General features: G+C 61.0%; 22 protein-coding genes and 1 pseudogene. 17 read left to right on the plus strand and 6 right to left on the minus strand.

What is annotated here, in order from left to right; all coding sequences use genetic code 11:
• Positions 1-171: 171 nt before the first annotated feature.
• Together BKX96_RS28250 and BKX96_RS28255 are read left to right on the plus strand one after the other, a co-directional pair.
• Positions 172-1,071 (plus strand): polysaccharide deacetylase family protein, encoded by a 900-nt coding sequence (locus tag BKX96_RS28250; RefSeq protein ID WP_046817556.1) that lies wholly within the window; start codon positions 172-174, stop codon positions 1,069-1,071.
• Between the two features lie 111 nt (positions 1,072-1,182).
• On the plus strand, positions 1,183-1,422 hold the full coding sequence (locus BKX96_RS28255) for a DUF1652 domain-containing protein (RefSeq protein ID WP_046817555.1): 240 nt from the start codon (positions 1,183-1,185) through the stop codon (positions 1,420-1,422).
• 9 nt (positions 1,423-1,431) lie between these two features.
• Here BKX96_RS28255 and BKX96_RS28260 read toward each other — a convergent pair whose 3' ends face one another.
• Positions 1,432-2,328 carry a LysR family transcriptional regulator gene (locus tag BKX96_RS28260; RefSeq protein ID WP_046817554.1) on the minus strand — a complete coding sequence of 299 codons (897 nt, stop codon included), beginning with the start codon at positions 2,326-2,328 and terminating at the stop codon, positions 1,432-1,434.
• 127 nt (positions 2,329-2,455) lie between these two features.
• Here BKX96_RS28260 and BKX96_RS28265 point away from each other — a divergent pair, with 127 nt between their 5' ends.
• The 8 genes from BKX96_RS28265 to BKX96_RS28300 all read left to right on the plus strand — a co-directional run bounded on the left by BKX96_RS28265 (position 2,456) and on the right by BKX96_RS28300 (position 9,939).
• Positions 2,456-3,595, plus strand: coding sequence for a muconate cycloisomerase family protein (locus tag BKX96_RS28265; RefSeq protein ID WP_162488912.1), 1,140 nt, complete (start codon positions 2,456-2,458; stop codon positions 3,593-3,595).
• Positions 3,596-3,605: 10 nt separating this feature from the next.
• Complete coding sequence (gene catC / locus BKX96_RS28270; protein ID WP_008053771.1) at positions 3,606-3,896, plus strand: muconolactone Delta-isomerase; 291 nt, start codon at positions 3,606-3,608, stop codon at positions 3,894-3,896.
• Between the two features lie 52 nt (positions 3,897-3,948).
• Positions 3,949-4,878, plus strand: a complete 930-nt coding sequence (gene catA / locus BKX96_RS28275) for a catechol 1,2-dioxygenase (RefSeq protein ID WP_046817553.1) — start codon at positions 3,949-3,951, stop codon at positions 4,876-4,878.
• A 195-nt stretch (positions 4,879-5,073) separates the two neighbouring features.
• Positions 5,074-6,033, plus strand: a complete 960-nt coding sequence (locus BKX96_RS28280; protein WP_077186068.1) for an AraC family transcriptional regulator — start codon at positions 5,074-5,076, stop codon at positions 6,031-6,033.
• Positions 6,034-6,266: 233 nt separating this feature from the next.
• Complete coding sequence (gene benA, locus BKX96_RS28285; protein ID WP_077186069.1) at positions 6,267-7,631, plus strand: benzoate 1,2-dioxygenase large subunit; 1,365 nt, start codon at positions 6,267-6,269, stop codon at positions 7,629-7,631.
• Complete coding sequence (gene benB, locus BKX96_RS28290; protein WP_046817550.1) at positions 7,628-8,116, plus strand: benzoate 1,2-dioxygenase small subunit; 489 nt, start codon at positions 7,628-7,630, stop codon at positions 8,114-8,116. The genes benA and benB overlap by 4 nt, the downstream gene beginning before the upstream one ends.
• A 10-nt stretch (positions 8,117-8,126) precedes the next feature.
• Positions 8,127-9,140, plus strand: a complete 1,014-nt coding sequence (gene benC, locus BKX96_RS28295; protein WP_046817549.1) for a benzoate 1,2-dioxygenase electron transfer component BenC — start codon at positions 8,127-8,129, stop codon at positions 9,138-9,140.
• 25 nt (positions 9,141-9,165) lie between these two features.
• Positions 9,166-9,939, plus strand: a complete 774-nt coding sequence (locus BKX96_RS28300; RefSeq protein WP_046817548.1) for a 1,6-dihydroxycyclohexa-2,4-diene-1-carboxylate dehydrogenase — start codon at positions 9,166-9,168, stop codon at positions 9,937-9,939.
• Positions 9,940-9,949: 10 nt separating this feature from the next.
• Here BKX96_RS28300 and BKX96_RS28305 read toward each other — a convergent pair whose 3' ends face one another.
• A complete protein-coding gene (locus BKX96_RS28305) occupies positions 9,950-10,312 on the minus strand; it encodes an NUDIX hydrolase (protein WP_046817547.1) in 363 nt (120 codons plus the stop codon).
• Between the two features lie 216 nt (positions 10,313-10,528).
• On the opposite strand from BKX96_RS28305, the gene BKX96_RS33355 reads away from it, so the two are divergent.
• Positions 10,529-10,726 (plus strand): DUF2188 domain-containing protein, encoded by a 198-nt coding sequence (locus BKX96_RS33355; protein WP_077186070.1) that lies wholly within the window; start codon positions 10,529-10,531, stop codon positions 10,724-10,726.
• Between the two features lie 67 nt (positions 10,727-10,793).
• Here BKX96_RS33355 and BKX96_RS32650 read toward each other — a convergent pair.
• Together BKX96_RS32650 and BKX96_RS28315 are read right to left on the minus strand one after the other, a co-directional pair.
• Positions 10,794-10,910, minus strand: a pseudogene (locus tag BKX96_RS32650) (osmotically-inducible lipoprotein OsmE); the annotation flags it as partial.
• A 13-nt stretch (positions 10,911-10,923) separates the two neighbouring features.
• Positions 10,924-11,163 carry a hypothetical protein gene (locus BKX96_RS28315; RefSeq protein WP_046817545.1) on the minus strand — a complete coding sequence of 80 codons (240 nt, stop codon included), beginning with the start codon at positions 11,161-11,163 and terminating at the stop codon, positions 10,924-10,926.
• A gap of 179 nt (positions 11,164-11,342) precedes the next feature.
• On the opposite strand from BKX96_RS28315, the gene BKX96_RS28320 reads away from it, so the two are divergent.
• The gene (locus BKX96_RS28320; RefSeq protein ID WP_046817544.1) at positions 11,343-11,561 is read left to right on the plus strand and encodes a hypothetical protein; all 219 of its coding nucleotides are present in this window, start codon (positions 11,343-11,345) and stop codon (positions 11,559-11,561) included.
• Positions 11,562-11,634: 73 nt separating this feature from the next.
• The gene (locus BKX96_RS28325) at positions 11,635-11,973 is read left to right on the plus strand and encodes a hypothetical protein (RefSeq protein WP_077186071.1); all 339 of its coding nucleotides are present in this window, start codon (positions 11,635-11,637) and stop codon (positions 11,971-11,973) included.
• A gap of 3 nt (positions 11,974-11,976) precedes the next feature.
• Here the strand turns inward: BKX96_RS28325 and BKX96_RS28330 are convergent, their stop codons facing one another.
• Positions 11,977-12,546 (minus strand): RrF2 family transcriptional regulator, encoded by a 570-nt coding sequence (locus BKX96_RS28330; RefSeq protein WP_046817542.1) that lies wholly within the window; start codon positions 12,544-12,546, stop codon positions 11,977-11,979.
• 289 nt (positions 12,547-12,835) lie between these two features.
• On the opposite strand from BKX96_RS28330, the gene BKX96_RS28335 reads away from it, so the two are divergent.
• A complete protein-coding gene (locus BKX96_RS28335; RefSeq protein ID WP_077186072.1) occupies positions 12,836-14,038 on the plus strand; it encodes an NAD(P)/FAD-dependent oxidoreductase in 1,203 nt (400 codons plus the stop codon).
• Between the two features lie 134 nt (positions 14,039-14,172).
• On the opposite strand, the gene BKX96_RS28340 is transcribed toward BKX96_RS28335, so the two are convergent.
• Entirely contained in the window at positions 14,173-14,775 is a 603-nt protein-coding gene (locus BKX96_RS28340) for a helix-turn-helix domain-containing protein (RefSeq protein ID WP_077186073.1), read from the minus strand.
• A 271-nt stretch (positions 14,776-15,046) separates the two neighbouring features.
• Between BKX96_RS28340 and glnT the strand changes: the two genes are divergently transcribed.
• From glnT to BKX96_RS28355, 3 genes are all read left to right on the plus strand, one after another.
• Positions 15,047-16,381 (plus strand): type III glutamate--ammonia ligase, encoded by a 1,335-nt coding sequence (glnT, locus tag BKX96_RS28345; protein WP_046817539.1) that lies wholly within the window; start codon positions 15,047-15,049, stop codon positions 16,379-16,381.
• Between the two features lie 76 nt (positions 16,382-16,457).
• On the plus strand, positions 16,458-17,363 hold the full coding sequence (locus BKX96_RS28350; RefSeq protein ID WP_077186130.1) for a class II glutamine amidotransferase: 906 nt from the start codon (positions 16,458-16,460) through the stop codon (positions 17,361-17,363).
• 11 nt (positions 17,364-17,374) lie between these two features.
• Positions 17,375-18,058: a GltB/FmdC/FwdC-like GXGXG domain-containing protein gene (locus BKX96_RS28355; RefSeq protein WP_046817537.1), complete on the plus strand. Its 684-nt coding sequence runs from the start codon at positions 17,375-17,377 to the stop codon at positions 18,056-18,058.
• Positions 18,059-18,070: the final 12 nt, after the last annotated feature.

The following is an 18,070-nucleotide window of genomic DNA, read 5'->3' on the forward strand; positions in this document are numbered from 1 at the left end:
CGCAGAGCTGGCCAGCGCACCGATCATCGATCATTCGTTCCAGCAGGCCCTGGCGAACTGAGCCAACACCCGGGCGAGCGCCGGAACCAAACACTGTGTACCTTATCCAACCTCGGCCCGCCGCTCTGTGCGGGCCGGCGAAGGTTGAAAGGGTCTGCCCCAAGGCGAAACATGAAACAGTTGTTCAAGGTTCTATCGGTGTGCGCCCTGGCAGTCGGCCTGCTGGGTTGTATCGCCGCGCCCATTGAAATGACGCCGCAAACCGAACAGGCTTTGCGCACGCAACCACCGATCCGCTTTTTGCTGACGTTCGACGATGGCCCCAGCGCCTCGAGTTTCTGGAACCCGACCGAGACCGTGCTCGACAGCCTGGCGATCAATGCGCTGCAACCGGGCATCAAGGCGGTGTTTTTCGTCCAGACCCGCGCCCCACGGGCCGGCAACAGTGATATCGGGCGGGCGGTCATGCATCGCGAACGCGATGCCGGGCATATCCTGGCCTTCCACACGGCCACGCCTTCGCACACCAATCACCGTTCGCTCGACGATCAGGCGCTGGAGCAGGCGCTCACCGAGGGTTGTGCCGACATCGCCGCGATCACAGGTGCGCCGCCGACCCTGTTGCGTCCGCCATTCTGGAGCTATGACAAACGCACGTTCGCCGCGTACCAGCAGCATGGCCTGCATGTGCTGCTGACCGACCTGAGCGCCAACGACGGCAAGATCTGGGGCTTCAACGCCAGCCCCCGGCGCCGCGCCCACATGCTGCGTTCGCTGTCCGAAGTGCGCGAGCGCATTGCCCGCGGCGAGCTGCCGGTGGTGGACGGGGTGATTCCGGTGGTGGTGACCTTCCACGACCTCAATCGCTATACCGCCCGGCATACCCGCGAATACCTGCAGATCCTGCTCGACAGTGCCCGGGCGACGGGTGTGAGCACCGCTCCTGTGCCGTTTTACGACGACACCGCCGCGCTGCAACGGGCCGCCATGGCGCGTACGCTGCGCGACAGTTCACAGCCGGCGCAACTGCCGGGCATCTGGAACTGGATCTGGAAAGACAACAGCCATTGAACAAAGGCTGGAAAATGAGAAGCAGATAACATTAATCACTGCAGCAGAATCGGAGAATCGCCTCTATTCTCATTGGGTCCGTTTCGATCAATTGCCACGGAGGCATCGGCCATGGTTCCCATTTCAGTGCTTTGCAACATCGTAGAGTCCGGTTTCGAGCCCCTGGCTTGCGAGTGCACGGAGAGCGGCGGGCTGCTGCGCATCGAGGTCTTTGAGCCCGCCAGCGGGCAAGTCAAGTTGATGATCGCCGGTGTATCGACCGAGCAGTTGACCAGCGTACGGACCATTTCCGACTTTATCGCTGAATTGCGCACCGAGATCAGCGCCGGGCGCCGGGCTTTTGCCGGTTGAGGCTCGGCGCTACAAGGGCGTGATTGTCTGGGGCAACAGGTCGTCGATCACCCGCAAGCAATGATTCAACCCTGGTGACACGTCGCCCACCCGCCGGCTGAGAATGATCGGCGAGGTGGCGTTGTCTTCCAGCAGCGGGGTGAAACCGATGTCGTCGCGGTGCACCAACTGCACCGAGGCTGGCACCAGCGTGATCCCGATCCCGGCTCCCACCAACCCGATCGCCGTTTGCAGCTCATTGGTCCATTGCGCCACATGGATGCTCACCCCATAGGATTCGAACAGCGCGATCACGTGGTCGGCATAGCTGGGGCGCGGGTTGCCGGGGTACAGCACGAAGGGCTCCCGGGCCAGGTCGCGCAGGCTCACGGGGCCAGCCAGCAGCGGGTGCCCGGCGGGGAGGGCAGCCACCAGACGGTCTTCGGTGAGCACGCTCTGGATGATGGCCGGATCGTCGATGCGAATGCGACCGAAGCCGACATCGATGCGCCCCGCCTTGAGCGCCTGGACCTGCTGCAACGTGGTCATCTCCGACAGCCCGAGTTCCAGCTCCAGCGGTTCTCCGCTGCGCAAGCGGCGAATCAGTTGCGGCAGTACGCCGTACAGCGTCGATGGCGCAAAGCCGATCCCCAGCCAGGTCTTCTCCCCCAGGCCAATGCGCCGCGTGTTGTCGCAGACCTTGTGCAACTGGTCGAGCAGGGCGGTCGAGTGCTCATGGAAAAACCGTCCGGCGTCGGTCAGCCTCAGCGGCCGGCCACGCTCGAGCAGCATCACCCCCAGTTCATCCTCCAGTTGCTGGATCTGCCGGCTCAAGGGCGGCTGGGCGATGTGCAGCCGTTCAGCGGCGCGGGTGAAATTGAGGGTTTGAGCCAACACCTGAAAGTAACGTAGGTGACGCAGTTCCATGGAGCCTCCGGATCTTCAGCGGTTGCATACCTTCAAGGTATCAAGCCAGACCAATTCTATATTGGCCGCCCGGAAAAAGCCGTATGAGAATCGGGCCCAGAACTTCAAGAACCTGACGGGTATCGAAATGCTTGCTACAGCCATTGAATCGATCGAGACGATTATCGTCGATCTGCCGACCATCCGCCCGCACAAGCTGGCGATGCACACCATGCAGAACCAGACCCTGGTGGTCATTCGCGTGCGCTGCGCCGATGGCATCGAAGGTATCGGCGAATCCACCACCATTGGTGGCCTGGCCTATGGCAACGAAAGCCCCGACAGCATCAAGACCAACATCGACAAGCACTTCGCACCGCTGTTGATCGGCCAGGACAGCGCCAATGTCAACGCGGCGATGTTGCGCCTGGAGCGCAGTATCCGTGGCAACACCTTCGCCAAATCCGGCCTGGAAACCGCGCTGCTCGACGCCCAGGGCAAGCGCCTTGGCCTGCCAGTCAGCGAATTGCTGGGCGGTCGCGTGCGTGACTCGCTGCCCGTGGCCTGGACCCTGGCCAGTGGCGATACCGAGAAGGACATCGCCGAAGCGGAAAAAATGCTCGACCTGCGCCGCCATCGCATCTTCAAACTGAAAATCGGTGCCGGCGAAGTCAATCGCGACCTGGCCCACGTGATCGCGATCAAGAAAGCCCTCGGCGATCGCGCGAGCGTCAGGGTCGACGTCAACCAGGCATGGGACGAAGCGGTGGCCTTGCGTGCCTGCCGGGTCCTGGGAACCAACGGCATCGACCTGATCGAACAGCCGATCTCGCGTAACAACCGCGCTGGCATGGCACGCCTGAATGCCATGAGCCCGGCGCCGATCATGGCCGACGAATCCATCGAGTGCGTGGAAGACGCCTTCAACCTGGCGCGCGAAGGCGCGGCCTCGGTGTTTGCCCTGAAGATCGCCAAGAACGGCGGCCCGCGCGCCGTGTTGCGCACCGCCTCGATCGCCGAAGCGGCCGGTATCGCCCTGTACGGCGGCACCATGCTCGAAGGCGGGATCGGCACCATGGCCTCGGCCCATGCTTTCGTCACCCTGAACAAACTGGCGTGGGACACCGAGCTGTTCGGTCCGCTGCTGCTGACCGAGGACATTCTCAGTGAGCCGCTGGTCTATCGCGATTTCGAACTGCATGTACCCAACACGCCGGGTCTGGGCCTGAGCCTGGATGAGGAGCGCCTGGCGTTCTTCCGTCGCGACAAGACTATTCATCAAGCCTGAGGAGAGCATTATGCTGTTCCACGTAAAAATGACCGTGAACCTGCCGGTCGACATGAATCCTGAAGCGGCGGCCAAGCTCAAGGCCGACGAAAAGGCCCTGGCCCAGCGCCTGCAAGAGCAGGGCAAGTGGCGTCACCTGTGGCGCATCGCCGGCCACTATGCCAACTACAGCGTGTTCGATGTCGACAGCGTCCAGGAGCTGCATGACCTGCTGATGCAACTGCCGCTGTTTCCGTACATGGCCATCGAGATCGACGCGATGTGCCGGCATCCTTCTTCCATCCGTGACGATGACCGCTGAGCCCAGCCTGTCCAGCGCGCTACGCTAATAATTACAAGATGAGGAACCCAGAATGAACGTCAAGATTTCCCACACTGCCGAAGTCCAGAAATTTCTCGAAGAGGCCAGCGGCCTGCACAATGATGCCGGCAGCCCACGCACCAAGGCCTTGATCTACCGCATCCTGCGTGACTCGGTGAACATCATCGAAGACCTGGCGGTAACCCCGGAAGAGTTCTGGAAAGCGGTCAACTACCTGAACGTGCTGGGTGCACGCCAGGAAGCCGGGCTGGTGGTGGCCGGTCTCGGCCTGGAGCACTACCTCGACCTGCTGATGGACGCCGAAGACGAGCAGGCCGGCAAGTCCGGCGGCACCCCGCGCACCATCGAAGGCCCGCTGTACGTGGCCGGTGCACCGCTGTCCCAGGGCGAAGCGCGCCTGGACGACGGTGTCGATCCAGGTGTGACCCTGTTCATGCAAGGTCGCGTGTTCAACACCGCCGGCGAACCCCTGGCCGGTGCCGTGGTGGACGTGTGGCACGCCAACACCGGTGGTACCTACTCGTACTTCGACCCAACGCAATCGGAATTCAACCTGCGTCGCCGCATCGTCACCGACGCCGAAGGCCGCTACCGTTTCCGCAGCATCGTGCCGTCGGGCTACGGCTGCCCACCGGATGGTCCGACCCAGCAACTGCTCGATCAACTGGGCCGTCATGGCCAGCGCCCGGCGCACGTGCACTTCTTCATTTCCGCGGCGGATCATCGCCACCTAACGACCCAGATCAACCTGGATGGCGAGAAGTACCTGCATGACGACTTCGCCTACGCCACCCGTGACGAGCTGATCGCCAAGATCACTTTCAGCGACGATCAACAGCGCGCGGCGGCCCATGGTGTCAGCGGTCGTTTTGCCGAAATCGAATTCGATTTCACCCTGCAGTCGTCCGCCCAGCCGGAAGAGCAACAGCGCCACGAGCGGGTTCGCGCACTGGAAGACTGATCGCACGACCCTGTGGGAGCGAGCCTGCTCGCGAAGACGGAGTCAGCGTCAACATCAATGTTGACTGACATTCCGCTTTCGCGAGCAGGCTCGCTCCCACATGGGTTTCGGTTAGCTGTCTGGAAAATCTCTGGCGACTGATGCAGTGTTCTAGAATGGCTCGATGCAATCCATAATAACAATGAGAGTGACCCGATAATGCAAACTCAACTGTTGAGTCAGCGCAGCAGAGTATTCGACCATGCCGACCCCTACGCGGTGTCGGGCTACGTCAATCAGCACGTCGGTAATCACTGCATCCTCATGCCCCGCGCCGGTCGCCCCCTGGCCAGCCTCGATCATCGTAAATTCGCCAGTCTCGACCTGTGCCGCATCAGCTACGGTGCCAGTGTGCGCGTGACGTCCGGCGCGCTGGATAGCATCTACCACCTGCAAGTGCTGCTGCGCGGCAACTGCCTGTGGCGTGGTCACGGCCAGGAACACTACTTCGCCCCCGGCGAACTGTTGCTGATCAACCCCGACGATCCGGTGGACCTGACGTATTCTGCCGATTGCGAAAAATTCATCCTCAAAGTCCCGACCCGCTTGTTCGAGTCCGTCTGCGATGAGCAGCGCTGGCGCTATCCGGGGCAGGGCGTGCGGTTCCTGGAAAACCGTTATCAGCTCGATGAACTGGAAGGATTCGTCAACCTGCTGGCAATGATCTGCCAGGAGGCCGAGTCCACCGAGCAGATTCCCAGGGTGCAGGAACATTACACGCAGATCATCGTCAGCAAGATGCTCAGCCTGATGAAAACCAATGTCTGCCGCCTTGAACTGGGCTCGCAGACGTCGACCTTCGAGGCGATTGCCGATTACATCGCCAATAACCTCAAGCAGGACATCGACAGCGAAGAACTGGCGCGCCAGGCGCACATGAGCCTGCGTTCGCTGTACGGCCTGTTCGAACGCAACGCCGGCGTGACGCCGAAAAACTACCTGCGCCAGAAACGTCTGGAGCGCATCAACGCCTGCCTGAGCGACCCGACCTGCAACGTGCGCAACGTTACCGAGGTGGCGATGGACTACGGCTTCCTGCACCTGGGCCGGTTCTCCGACAGCTACCGCAAGCAGTTCGGCGAGTTGCCGTCCGACACCCTCAAGCGCCGCCACTGAGTCAACCCGACCCCCTGTAGGAGCTGGCTTGCCAGCGAAGGCGGCGTATCAGGCGACATTGAAGTTGCCTGACCCACCGCTTTCGCTGGCAAGCCAGCTCCTACAAGGGGGGGCGGTGTCCATCCCAAGCCCCTGCACAAAACGGATAAAGGTCTGCACCCCGCGGATAGTCCGCCCCATCGCCCCGTCCTAGCATGACCCCTGCCTGAACAATAACAATGGAGGCGGCGGCCATGACCCTGCGACCTGAATATTTGCAATCCCTGCTTGAAGACGACCCAGAGCAGGGCATCTATCGCTGCAAGCGCGAGATGTTCACCGACCCCCGGTTGTTCGATCTGGAGATGGAACACATCTTCGAAGGCAACTGGCTGTACCTGGCGCACGAAAGCCAGATCCCCAACATCAACGATTTCTACACCACCACCATGGGGCGCCAGTCGATCTTCATCGCGCGCAACAAGGAGGGCGTGCTGAACGCGTTCATCAACGCTTGCAGTCATCGCGGCGCGACCCTGTGCCGGCATAAATCCGGCAACAAAAGCTCGTACACCTGCCCGTTCCACGGCTGGACGTTCAACAATTCCGGCAAGCTGCTCAAGGTCAAGGACCCGGCCAACGCGGGCTACCCGGCGAGCTTCAACTGCGAAGGCTCCCACGACCTGACCAAAGTCGCGCGTTTCGAGTCCTATCGCGGCTTCCTGTTCGGCAGCCTCAAGGCTGATGTGGTGCCGCTGGTCGAGCACCTGGGCGAGTCGGCGAAGATCATCGACATGATCGTCGACCAGTCCGCCGACGGCCTGGAAGTGCTGCGCGGTTCTTCCAGCTACATCTACGAAGGCAACTGGAAACTCACCGCCGAAAACGGTGCCGACGGTTATCACGTCAGCTCCGTGCACTGGAACTACGCAGCCACCCAGAACCAGCGCAAACAGCGCGAAGCCGGTGACACCAACCCGACCATGAGCGCCGGTAGCTGGGCCAAGCAGGGCGGTGGTTTTTACTCCTTCGACAAAGGCCACATGCTGCTCTGGACCCGCTGGGCCAACCCCGAGGACCGTCCACTGTACGAACGTCGCGACGAGCTCGCCCAGGACTTCGGCAAGGCCCGCGCCGACTGGATGATCGAGAACTCGCGCAACCTGTGCCTGTACCCCAACGTGTACCTGATGGACCAGTTCAGCTCGCAGATCCGTATCGCCCGGCCGATCTCGGTCAACCGCACGGAGATCACCATCTATTGCATCGCCCCCAAAGGCGAAAGCGACCACGCGCGTTCGAGCCGGATTCGTCAGTACGAAGATTTCTTCAACGTCAGCGGCATGGCCACGCCGGACGACCTGGAAGAATTCCGCTCCTGCCAGACCAGCTACCAGGGCAGCGTCACCACCTGGAACGACATGTCCCGTGGCGCCGAGCACTGGATCGAAGGCGCTGACGAGGCGGCCAAGGAAATCGACCTGCACCCGCTGCTCAGCGGCGTGCGTACCGAAGACGAAGGCCTGTTCGTGCTCCAGCACAAGTACTGGCAGCAGACCATGCTCAAGGCCCTGGCGGCCGAGCAGTCGAAACTGATCGCCGTGGAGGACGTGCAATGACCCTTTCCTATGAAGCGGTGCGCGACTTCCTCTATCGTGAAGCACGCTACCTCGACGACCGCCAGTGGGACGAATGGCTGGAAATGTACGCCCCCGACGCGACGTACTGGATGCCGTCCTGGGACGACAACGACGAACTGACCGAGGACCCGCAGCGGGAAATCTCGTTGATCTGGTACGGCAACCGCACGGGCCTGGAAGACCGCGTGTTCCGCATCAAGACCGAGCGTTCCAGTGCCAGCGTGCCGGACACCCGCACGTCCCACAACATCAGCAACATCGAGCTGCTCGAACAAGCCGACGGCCTGTGCAAGGTGCGCTTCAACTGGCACACCCTGAGCTTTCGCTACAAGACCGTCGACAGCTATTTCGGCAGCAGTTTCTACACCCTCGACGTGCGCGGTGAAAACCCGCTGATCAAGGCCAAGAAAGTGATCCTGAAGAACGACTACGTTCGCCAGGTCATCGATGTTTACCACTTGTGAGGCAGCCGTCATGACCCATTCCATTGCGTTCAATTTCGAAGACGGCGTCACCCGGTTCATCGACGCCAATGCCGGCGAAACCGTGGCCGATGCCGCTTACCGCCAGGGCATCAATATTCCGCTGGACTGCCGCGACGGCGCCTGCGGCACCTGCAAGTGCTTTGCCGAAGCGGGCAGCTACGATCTGGGTGAGGAATACATCGAAGATGCCCTCAGCCCCGAAGAGGCCGGGCAGGGTTATGTCCTGACCTGCCAGATGCGCGCCAAGAGCGATTGCGTGGTGCGGGTGCCGGTGTCCTCGGATGTCTGCCGTACAAGCCAGGCCAGCTATGACGCCACCATCAGCGCCGTGCGCCAGTTGTCCGACAGCACCATCGCCCTGTCGATCAAGGGCGAGTCCTTGAGCAAACTGGCGTTCCTGCCAGGTCAGTATGTGAACCTGGGCGTTCCCGGCAGCGAGCAGACCCGCGCCTATTCGTTCAGTTCGCTGCAGCGCGACGGTGAAGTCAGCTTCCTGATTCGCAACGTGCCTGGTGGCCTGATGAGCAGCTTCCTTACCGGCATGGCCAAGGCCGGCGACAGCATGAGCCTGGCAGGTCCTTTGGGCAGTTTTTATCTGCGCGATATCCGTCGGCCGTTGTTGCTGCTGGCCGGCGGCACCGGGCTGGCGCCGTTCACCGCGATGCTGGAGAAGATCGCCGAGCAGGGCAGTGAGCACCCGCTGCACCTGATCTACGGCGTGACCAACGACTTCGACCTAGTGGAACTCGACCGCCTGGAAGCCTTCGCCGCGCGCATCCCCAACTTCACCTACAGCGCCTGCGTGGCCAACCCGGACAGCCAGCACCCGCGCAAGGGCTACGTGACCCAGCATATCGAGCCCGGGCACTTGAACGACGGCGACGTCGATGTGTACCTGTGCGGTCCGCCGCCGATGGTCGAGGCGGTCAGCCAGTTCATTCGTGAGCAGGGCATTGCGCCGGCCAATTTCTACTATGAGAAATTCGCCGCCAGCGCGGCCTGAGACCCAGAAAACCCACGAGGTACACATGAACAGATTCCACGACAAAGTCGCGCTGATCACCGGGGCTGCACAAGGTATCGGTCGGCGCGTTGCCGAGCGCATGGCCGCTGAAGGCGCGAAGCTGATCCTGGTCGATCGCTCCGACCTGGTGTTCGAGGTGCAGGAGCAATTGGCCCTGCACAGCCAGGTCCTGGCCCTGACCGCCGACCTTGAGCAATACGAGGAATGCAATCGGGTCATGCAAGCGGCCGTCGAGCGTTTTGCTCGTCTCGATGTGCTGGTCAATAACGTCGGCGGGACCATCTGGGCCAAGCCGTTCGAGCACTACGAAGCGTCGCAGATCGAGGCCGAGGTGCGCCGTTCGCTGTTTCCGACCCTGTGGTGCTGCCATGCCGCCTTGCCGTACATGCTGGAGCAGGGCAGTGGTGCGATCGTCAACGTGTCGTCGATCGCCACCCGCAGCGTCAACCGTGTGCCCTACGGTGCAGCCAAGGGCGGGGTGAACGCGCTGACCGCTTGCCTGGCGTTCGAAACCGCCGGTCGTGGTGTCCGGGTCAATGCCACTGCCCCCGGCGGCACCGAAGCACCGCCACGGCGAGTGCCGCGCAACGCGGCCGAGCAGACTGAGCAAGAGAAGGACTGGTACCAGCAGATCGTCGATCAGACCCTCGATAGCAGCTTGATGAAGCGCTACGGCACCCTCGACGAGCAGGCCGCTGCGATTCTGTTCCTGGCCAGCGACGAGGCGTCCTACATCACCGGCATGGTCATGCCGGTGGGCGGTGGCGACCAGGGCTGAAGCGCGAGGCCTAAAGGCGACGTCGAAATGCGCTGATGATTCGCAGCGTGGCGTCGCTGGGGTTGAGGTTCTGCACCGAGTCCAGCGGGAACCAGAGGCAATCGAAGATCTCGTTTTGCGGTCGCGCCTGATCCGGACTCGACAACGATGCTTCGTAGACATGGTGTCGGGTACCCCCCGATTCCAGTTCCATCAGGTACAGCATATCGTCGGCACCCAGTCCGGTTTCTTCCTGCAACTCGCGCGCGGCGGCATCCTGCGCGGTCTCACCGGGTTCAACCTTGCCGCCGGGCAACATCCAGCGACTCCTGGGCTTGCGCACCATGAGGACGTGCCGGTCTTGCTCGCAAATGACGGTTGCGCGTACTTTCATTTGTAAGTTCAATCCAGGGCTGTCACAAAATGGTAACAAAAATGCAATATACGGGCCGCAACCCATTGCCTGTTTCCTGGACATTTGGAGTTGCATAGTTGTCTAAAAGTGCAATCCCGTTGCCGCAGTCCTGATTCGACGTCTGGTCGGCATCTTCACGGCAGGGGGTGTAAGGTAGGCAAGTCAATCCTGATCACTGCCAAGGTGGAGGTGACTATGAGCGTTCCGATGTTGAACAAGATGCACATGAACGGTTACGACGTACTAAGTGTGAATAACGGCCCGTGGCGCGTCTGCACCCAAGGCGACCGGCTTGGCTCGTTTGCCAGTCGGGAAGAAGCGCTGGCTTTTGCGGCTGCGCTGCCTGGTTATAAAGCCCGTTCAAACAAGCCTCGCAATCAGCAAGCGACATGAAGGCAGGTGCAAAGCCCCGGTTCACCGGGGCTTTTTCTTTAGGATAACGACGCGATAGCCGTCGCTGCTGCGGGACGGTTGCCTTGCTCATCCCGGTCTCGACCTTTGCCACCAGCGGCTGATCCTGATAGACCTGCGAATCGGTGCTGCAGCCCGCCAGCACCGTGACCAGTGCCTTGTTCACGGCATGACACCCGCTATTTATCCTTGTTTCGACTGATGATCTTGGCCTTCACTTCCTCGGCATAACCCGACAGCCGTTGTTCATCGCCCTGGAACAAATCGCACAGGCGCCTCACGGCTTCTGCGTCGACATCGTTGCCCGACAGGCGCAGTTGTTCGGCGATGCGCAGCAGCTCTACCGCCGACCAGCGCAGGTCCGATGCCAGCCCTTGCAGATCACGCCGAAGCGTCTGTTCATGTTCGTTGAGCCACATGATGATCTCCCGTAAGGTTGTGCTACCCAATTTTAGACCCTATCCCGTGGCGGGGCGTTGTGTTCGTCTGATGCCAAAGGGCTACCTTCGGTCGGGAATTTTGCGCGGTCCGGAAGATTGGCCGTCGTTTGCTGTCGTAGTGAAGTGCCGACATTTTACCAGGGCAGGGTCCGTTCAAAATGACGACAACCGATGACTTCCGGGCGCATGCCCAGGCACTGAAAGCCGATCTGGATGCGGCCACCAGCGAGATGATGAATCTCATTTCCGGGCACCAGTTCAGCGGGCCGGAGTGGGAGAGGGTCAGTCAATGGCAGCACGACGCCTTCGAACGATGGACGACCTATCTCAACAAGCGCTCCTACCCGGATCCCGGCGATAACGGCATGAGCCCTTGAGGCTCGATGCAACAAAATGGCTGTCAGTGCGACAACAGGCTACATTTTATTTTTTCAGGTTTAAGGATGTTTCATGAGTCGAATGTTGATGGGGGGAGTGGTAATGGCGTTGTTGTCGGGGTGTTCGTTGCCGGCGTCCCTGGTGCCAGGGGAGCCGAACTACAACAAGCCGAGCGACAAGGTACCCAAGGACGTCGCCGCGTGTGTATTGCCGGCATGGCAAAAGGATGTATCCAAGACGACTCAGACATCGATTTCCAATGGCTACCGGATCACCGCGCCGAGCATCATAACGGCCGATGAGGTGCTGGATATCGTCAAGTACAAGGATGGCAGCCGGGTTTCGCTTTACCAGGGGCCGCCTTGGGCAAAGTCAGCGGCAATGCGCCAGGCAGTGCGGGACTGCCTGTAGGGGTTAGTCGCCTATCTCGGTGACCTTGATTAGCTGAGCGTCATTGTCCTGGGCATTGGCGGTACCTTTCTTTTCCCGCCGATCACTCATCCAGTTTTCGACCTGCGCACTGAACTGCGCCGGTGCCTTTCGTCCGACCCTCCTGGCGATATCCAGGATGGTCTGTTGGGCGAGGGCTTCTTCCATGCGCTTCTGCGCAGTCAACATGGCGGCGTGTACCGAGCAAGGGCCGTCCAGCGCCCATTCGGGAGCCTGGCCTTCAAATAACGCGCAGCGACCGCGGATTTCCCGGCATTCGAAAATCGCCTTGCGCCCGTCGATGGCATTGACGATGTCCAGCAGGCTGATCTCATCGGCCGGCCGCGCCAGCTTGAAACCACCCCGCACGCCTTCGGTGGCCACCACCAGTTTTGCCTTGGCCAGTTTGGTGAAGATTTTCGCCAGATAGTCCAGCGGCACGCCTTGCAACTCTGCAAGGTCGCGCACGCTTGCCTCGCGGGTCTCACCGCCGTTGCCCACCAGGAAAATCAGGCAGTGAATACCGTACTCGACGCCCGCGCTGTAAAGAGACATATCTATATCCGACAAATGTTGTCGCAAATACTAGCAGTTGAGCCTTATGCCGGGCAACGATTGCGATTTTCTCCAGGCGCTGCAAAAGCCTCGGCAGCATCGGATTCAGTGCGGTTTGGCCGGTGTATCGATGGCGTCGATTCGAACCATTGAAAAAAACACCTTGCTCGATTTAACTACGCTCAATAAAGTCGTAGTTATCAGGTCGGGAGCGCAGACGCCTCCGAGAGAACGCGAGTGCCGACCCCTGAGCCCATTTCATTGCCTGGTTTTTCCACTGGAGTAAAAAATGAAACAACGCATTCTGGTCATTGGCGCAGGTTTTGGTGGCATGTGGAGCGCTTTGAGCGCCACTCGCCTGTTCGATATCCACGGCCACCATGACGTTGAGGTGACGGTGCTGGCACCTCAGGCCGAACTGCGTGTGCGACCACGCTTCTATGAGCCAAACGCCCATCAACTGGCGGCGCCCATCGGCGAGCTGTTTGATGAAGTCGGTGTCAAGTTCATCAAGGGAGCTGCCGAGACCATCGATGTCGAGCAGAAACGAGTGGGTTACGTTGACGCCCAAGGCGAAAAACACCTCTTCATCTACGACAAACTCGTTCTGGCCACCGGCAGCCGTCTCGCACTGCCTGGCACCCCGGGTGTGGCCGAACATGCGTTCGACGTCGATCAGATCGAGCAGGCCATGCGCCTGGAAGCCCACCTCAAGTCCCTGGTCAACCAACCGCAGAGCCAGGCTCGCAACACGGTGGTGGTGGCCGGCGGTGGTTTTACCGGCATCGAAACGGCGACTGAAATGCCCACTCGCTTGCGCGCCATCCTCGGCGAGGGGGCGGACTTCAAGGTGATCATCGTCGATCGTGGCAGCAAGGTTGGCGGCTCCATGGGCCCGCAAATCGCTGAGAAGATCGTCGAAGCCAGTGAGGAAACCGGCGTCAATTGGTACCTCAACGCCTCGGTGGTCGCCGTCGACGAAAACGGTGTGACCCTGTCCGACGGCCAGCGCATCGACGCCCGGACCGTGATCTGGACCACCGGCGTGCGTGCCAGCTCGCTGACCGAGCAGATCCCCGCCGAACGCGACCACCTGGGCCGGCTGCACGTCGATGCTCATTTGCAGGTCATCGGTCAGCCCGACATCTTCGCCACCGGCGACGTCGCCTACGCCGCCTCCGATGACATCGGCAACTACGCGCTGATGACCTGCCAGCACGCCATCGCGCTGGGCCGGCATGCCGGCAACAACGTTGCCGCGCAGATCCTCGGCGTGGACCCGACGCCGTACAGCCAGCCCAAATACGTGACCTGCCTGGATCTGGGGACTTGGGGAGCGGTCTACACCGAGGGTTGGGATCGCCAGGTCAAGCTGACCCGCCAGGAAGGCAAGTCGCTGAAGACCCAGATCAACACCGTGTGGATCTACCCGCCGGCGGCCAACCGCGAAAGCGCATTGGCGGCAGCGGATCCGTTGATTCCGGTTGCGTGAAGTCGGTGAGGTTGGGTAATTGAAAAATCCCGCCTGGCGAGATCCGGGCGGGGATCGTTCCCACGGAGCGTGGGAACGATCATGTGTTCACTTGGGATCAGGTCGGCTCGTAGGCTGCCTCGCCTTGGCTGATCCTACGAGTCGTTCCCATAGTTCATGATCGACAGCAACCGGATCGGCACCTGCACCAACTCCTCCGGCCCATGGGGAATTTCCCCTTCGAAGGTCAGGCTGTCCCCAGCCTCCATGCGATACAGCTGATTGCCATGGCGATAAATCAGCTCGCCTTCCAGCAAATGCAAAAACTCCGTCCCCGGGTGGGAAAAGGTCGGAAACTCTTCGCTGGCGTCATCCATGCTCACCATATAGGCCTCGAAACTTTTCTTCGGTCCACGGGTGTGATTGAGCAAATGGTAGGTATGACCTTTCTCGGTCCCGCGGCGAACCACCTCCATCCCCTGATCGGCCTTGACCAATAACGCGCTGCCATCCTGCTGGTCGTACTCGCTGAACAGTTTCGACATAGGCAGGCCCAGCACGTCGCACAGGCGGCTGAGGGTGTCGAGGCTGGTGGAGACCTGGGCGTTTTCGATCTTGCTCAACATGCCCTGGCTGATATCGGCAATCTTCGCCACATCGGCCAGTTTCAGGTCCTGGGCCTGGCGCTGGCGCTTGATCTGCAAACCCAGGTATTGCTCAAGCTTGAGGCGCGGGGCAGTTTCGGTCGGCATAGTCATCGGATCCTGCACACTTTCCGTTCAGTAATATTAGTTTCGCACTGAGAAAGTGCAAGTCGCGGCGTCGGGGGATGCTGCATCCGCCGGGCAATATTCCCATGGGGAAAAGAATTTTCCCATATAAACAGCGCAGATAACATTTTTCGCCCACGGCTCGCGAAGCTGGCAAGGGCCTTGCATTCCTATAGGGAAACAAACTTTCTTTTCAGGAATAAAGAGAAAGTCAGGGCCAACCCACAACTGATTTGCCTTTCGCGAGGAGTGACGAGCAATGTTGCCAGCAGAAACCCAGCGCATCATCGACAAGCACGGGATCAAGTACGTGCTTGCGCAGTTTGTCGATATCCACGGAGCGGCCAAGACTAAATCGGTGCCGATCTGTGGGCTCAAGACGGTGGCCGAAGAGGGCGCCGGTTTTGCCGGGTTCGCGATCAGTGGCATGGGCATGGAGCCGCACGGTCCGGACTTCATGGCCCGCGGTGACCTGTCCACGCTGACGCCCGTGCCTTGGCAGGCGGGGTATGGCCGGGTGGTGTGCGTCGGTCATGTCGACGGCAAACCCCATCCCTATGACAGCCGTTATGTATTGCAGCAGCAGATCCGCCGCCTGGAGGATAAGGGTTGGACCCTCAATACCGGCCTGGAGCCTGAGTTCAACCTGATGCGTCGCGACGAGCAGGGCAAGCTGCAACTGGTCGATCTCAGCGACAACCTGGACAAGCCTTGCTACGACTACAAAGGCCTGTCGCGCTCCCGGGTGTTCCTCGAGCGCCTGACCGAAGCCTTGCAGGCGGTGGATTTCGAGGTCTACCAAATCGATCACGAAGACGCCAACGGCCAGTTCGAGATCAACTACACCTACAGCGACGCCATGACCTCGGCAGATCGCTTCACCTTCTTTCGCATGGCCGCCGGCGAGATCGCCAATGACCTGGGCATGATCTGTTCGTTCATGCCCAAGCCCGACCCGAAACGCGCGGGCAACGGCATGCACTTTCATCTGTCGATCAGCAGCGCCGAGAACAAGAACCTGTTCTTCGATGCCAGCGACCCGAGTGGCATGGGCCTGTCGAAAATGGCCTATCACTTCGCCGCCGGCTTGCTCGCCCACGGCCCGGCGCTCTGCGCGTTCGCGGCGCCGACGGTGAACTCCTACAAGCGTCTGGTGGTGGGCAATTCGTTGTCCGGCGCGACCTGGGCCCCGGCGTTCATTGCCTTCGGTGCCAACAACCGTTCGGCGATGGTTCGCGTGCCGTACGGCCGCCTGGAATTCCGCCTGCCGGACGCCGGTTGCAACCCCTATCTAGTCAGCGCCGCGATCATCGCCGCGGGCCTGGACGGCATCGACCGCCAGCTGGAAATCGACCAGGTGTGCAACGAAAACCTCTACAGCCTGAGCCTGGAGCAGATCGCCGCGCGCGGCATCAAGACCCTGCCGCAGTCGCTCAAGGAAGCCTGCGATGCGCTAGAGGCCGACCCGTTGTTTGCCGAGGTGTTGGGCCCGCAGATCGTCGGCGAGTTCATCAAGCTCAAGCGCATGGAGTGGGTGGAGTACAGCCGCCATGTTTCCGACTGGGAAGTACAGCGCTACACCGAATTTTTCTAAGCGCCATACGGCGATCTCAAACGAACCATCTCGCCGCTTGAAACTGGCGGCTGCCGAACGCAGTGAGGACTGTTATATGTGTGGAATCGTAGGTCTTTACCTGAAAAACCCACAGTTGGAATCCCGGCTGGGCCAACTTTTCGAACCGATGTTGCAGGCCATGACCGACCGTGGCCCGGACAGTGCCGGCTTCGCCATCTACGGCGATGAAGTGGCCGATGGCTGGGTCAAGTTGACCCTGCAGGCCACCACCGAAAGCTTCGACTGGAGCGCCCTGATGGGTGAACTGGAAGGCCGTCTGGGCTGTTCGCTGGATTGGTTTCAAAACGCCAGCGCCGCCGTCTTGAAGATCCACGCCGAGGAGGCGCCAGTACGCCTGGCCCTCGCCGAACTGGCGCCGGGCGTGCGCATCATGAGCGCCGGGCAGAGCATCGAAATCCTCAAGGGCATGGGTTTGCCCCAGGAAATCTCCCAACGCTTCGGCCTGGCCGGCATGCAGGGCAGCCACATCATCGGCCACACCCGCATGGCCACCGAGAGCGCGGTGACCATGGAAGGCAGCCACCCGTTTTCCACCGGCGCCGACCTGTGCCTGGTGCACAACGGCTCGCTGTCCAACCACTTCCGCCTGCGCCAGGAACTCAAGCGTGAAGGCATCCAGTTCGAAACCGACAACGACACCGAAGTGGCCGCCGGTTACCTGACCTGGCGCCTGCAGCAAGGCGACTCGCTAAAAGAAGCGCTGGACCATGCGCTGGAAGACCTCGACGGGTTCTTCACCTTCGCCATCGGCACCCGCAACGGCTTTGCGGTGATCCGCGACCCGATTGCCTGCAAGCCGGCGATCCTCGCCGAGACCGACGACTACGTGGCCATGGCCTCGGAGTATCAGGCGCTGTCGACCCTGCCGGGCATTGAAAACGCCAGGATCTGGGAGCCGGCACCGGCCACCTTGTACATCTGGGAACGCGAGTCAGCTTAAGGAGCGCACACATGAAAACCATCGATCTTTCCATCGCCAGCGTGCGCGACCTCAACCAGGCGCTGCATGACCAGGTTCACAACGTAGAAGACCGCGAATGGGTGGTGACCCACTCCAACGGCAAGCACAACCTCGCCGTCGGGGTGAACCAGGCCGTGTCCATCGATATCCAGGGGCATGCCGGTTATTACTGCGCGGGCATGAACCAGAAAGCCAGCATCACCGTGCACGGCAACGCCGGTGTCGGTGTCGCGGAAAACATGATGTCCGGCTGCGTGCGCATCAAGGGCAGCGCGTCCCAGGCGGCCGGCGCCACCGCCCATGGCGGTTTGCTGGTGATCGAAGGCGATGCCGGGGCCCGTTGCGGGATTTCCATGAAAGGCATCGACATCGTGGTCGGCGGCAGCATTGGCCACATGAGTTGCTTCATGGGCCAGGCCGGGCGCCTGGTGGTGTGCGGCGACGCCGGCGATGCGCTGGGCGACTCGCTGTATGAAACCCACATCTACGTGAAGGGCAGCGTCGCGTCCCTGGGTTCCGATTGCATCGAGAAAGAGATGCGTGCCGAGCACCTGGAAGAACTGCAGGTGCTGCTCAACCGCGCCGGTTTCGAGCACAAGGCGGCTGACTTCAAGCGCTATGGGTCGGCCCGTCAGTTGTACAACTTCAAAGTCGATAACGCGTCCGCGTACTGATCCACGCGAGGA

It is taken from the genome of Pseudomonas putida, assembly GCF_001976065.1.
GTDB lineage: Bacteria > Pseudomonadota > Gammaproteobacteria > Pseudomonadales > Pseudomonadaceae > Aquipseudomonas > Aquipseudomonas serbica.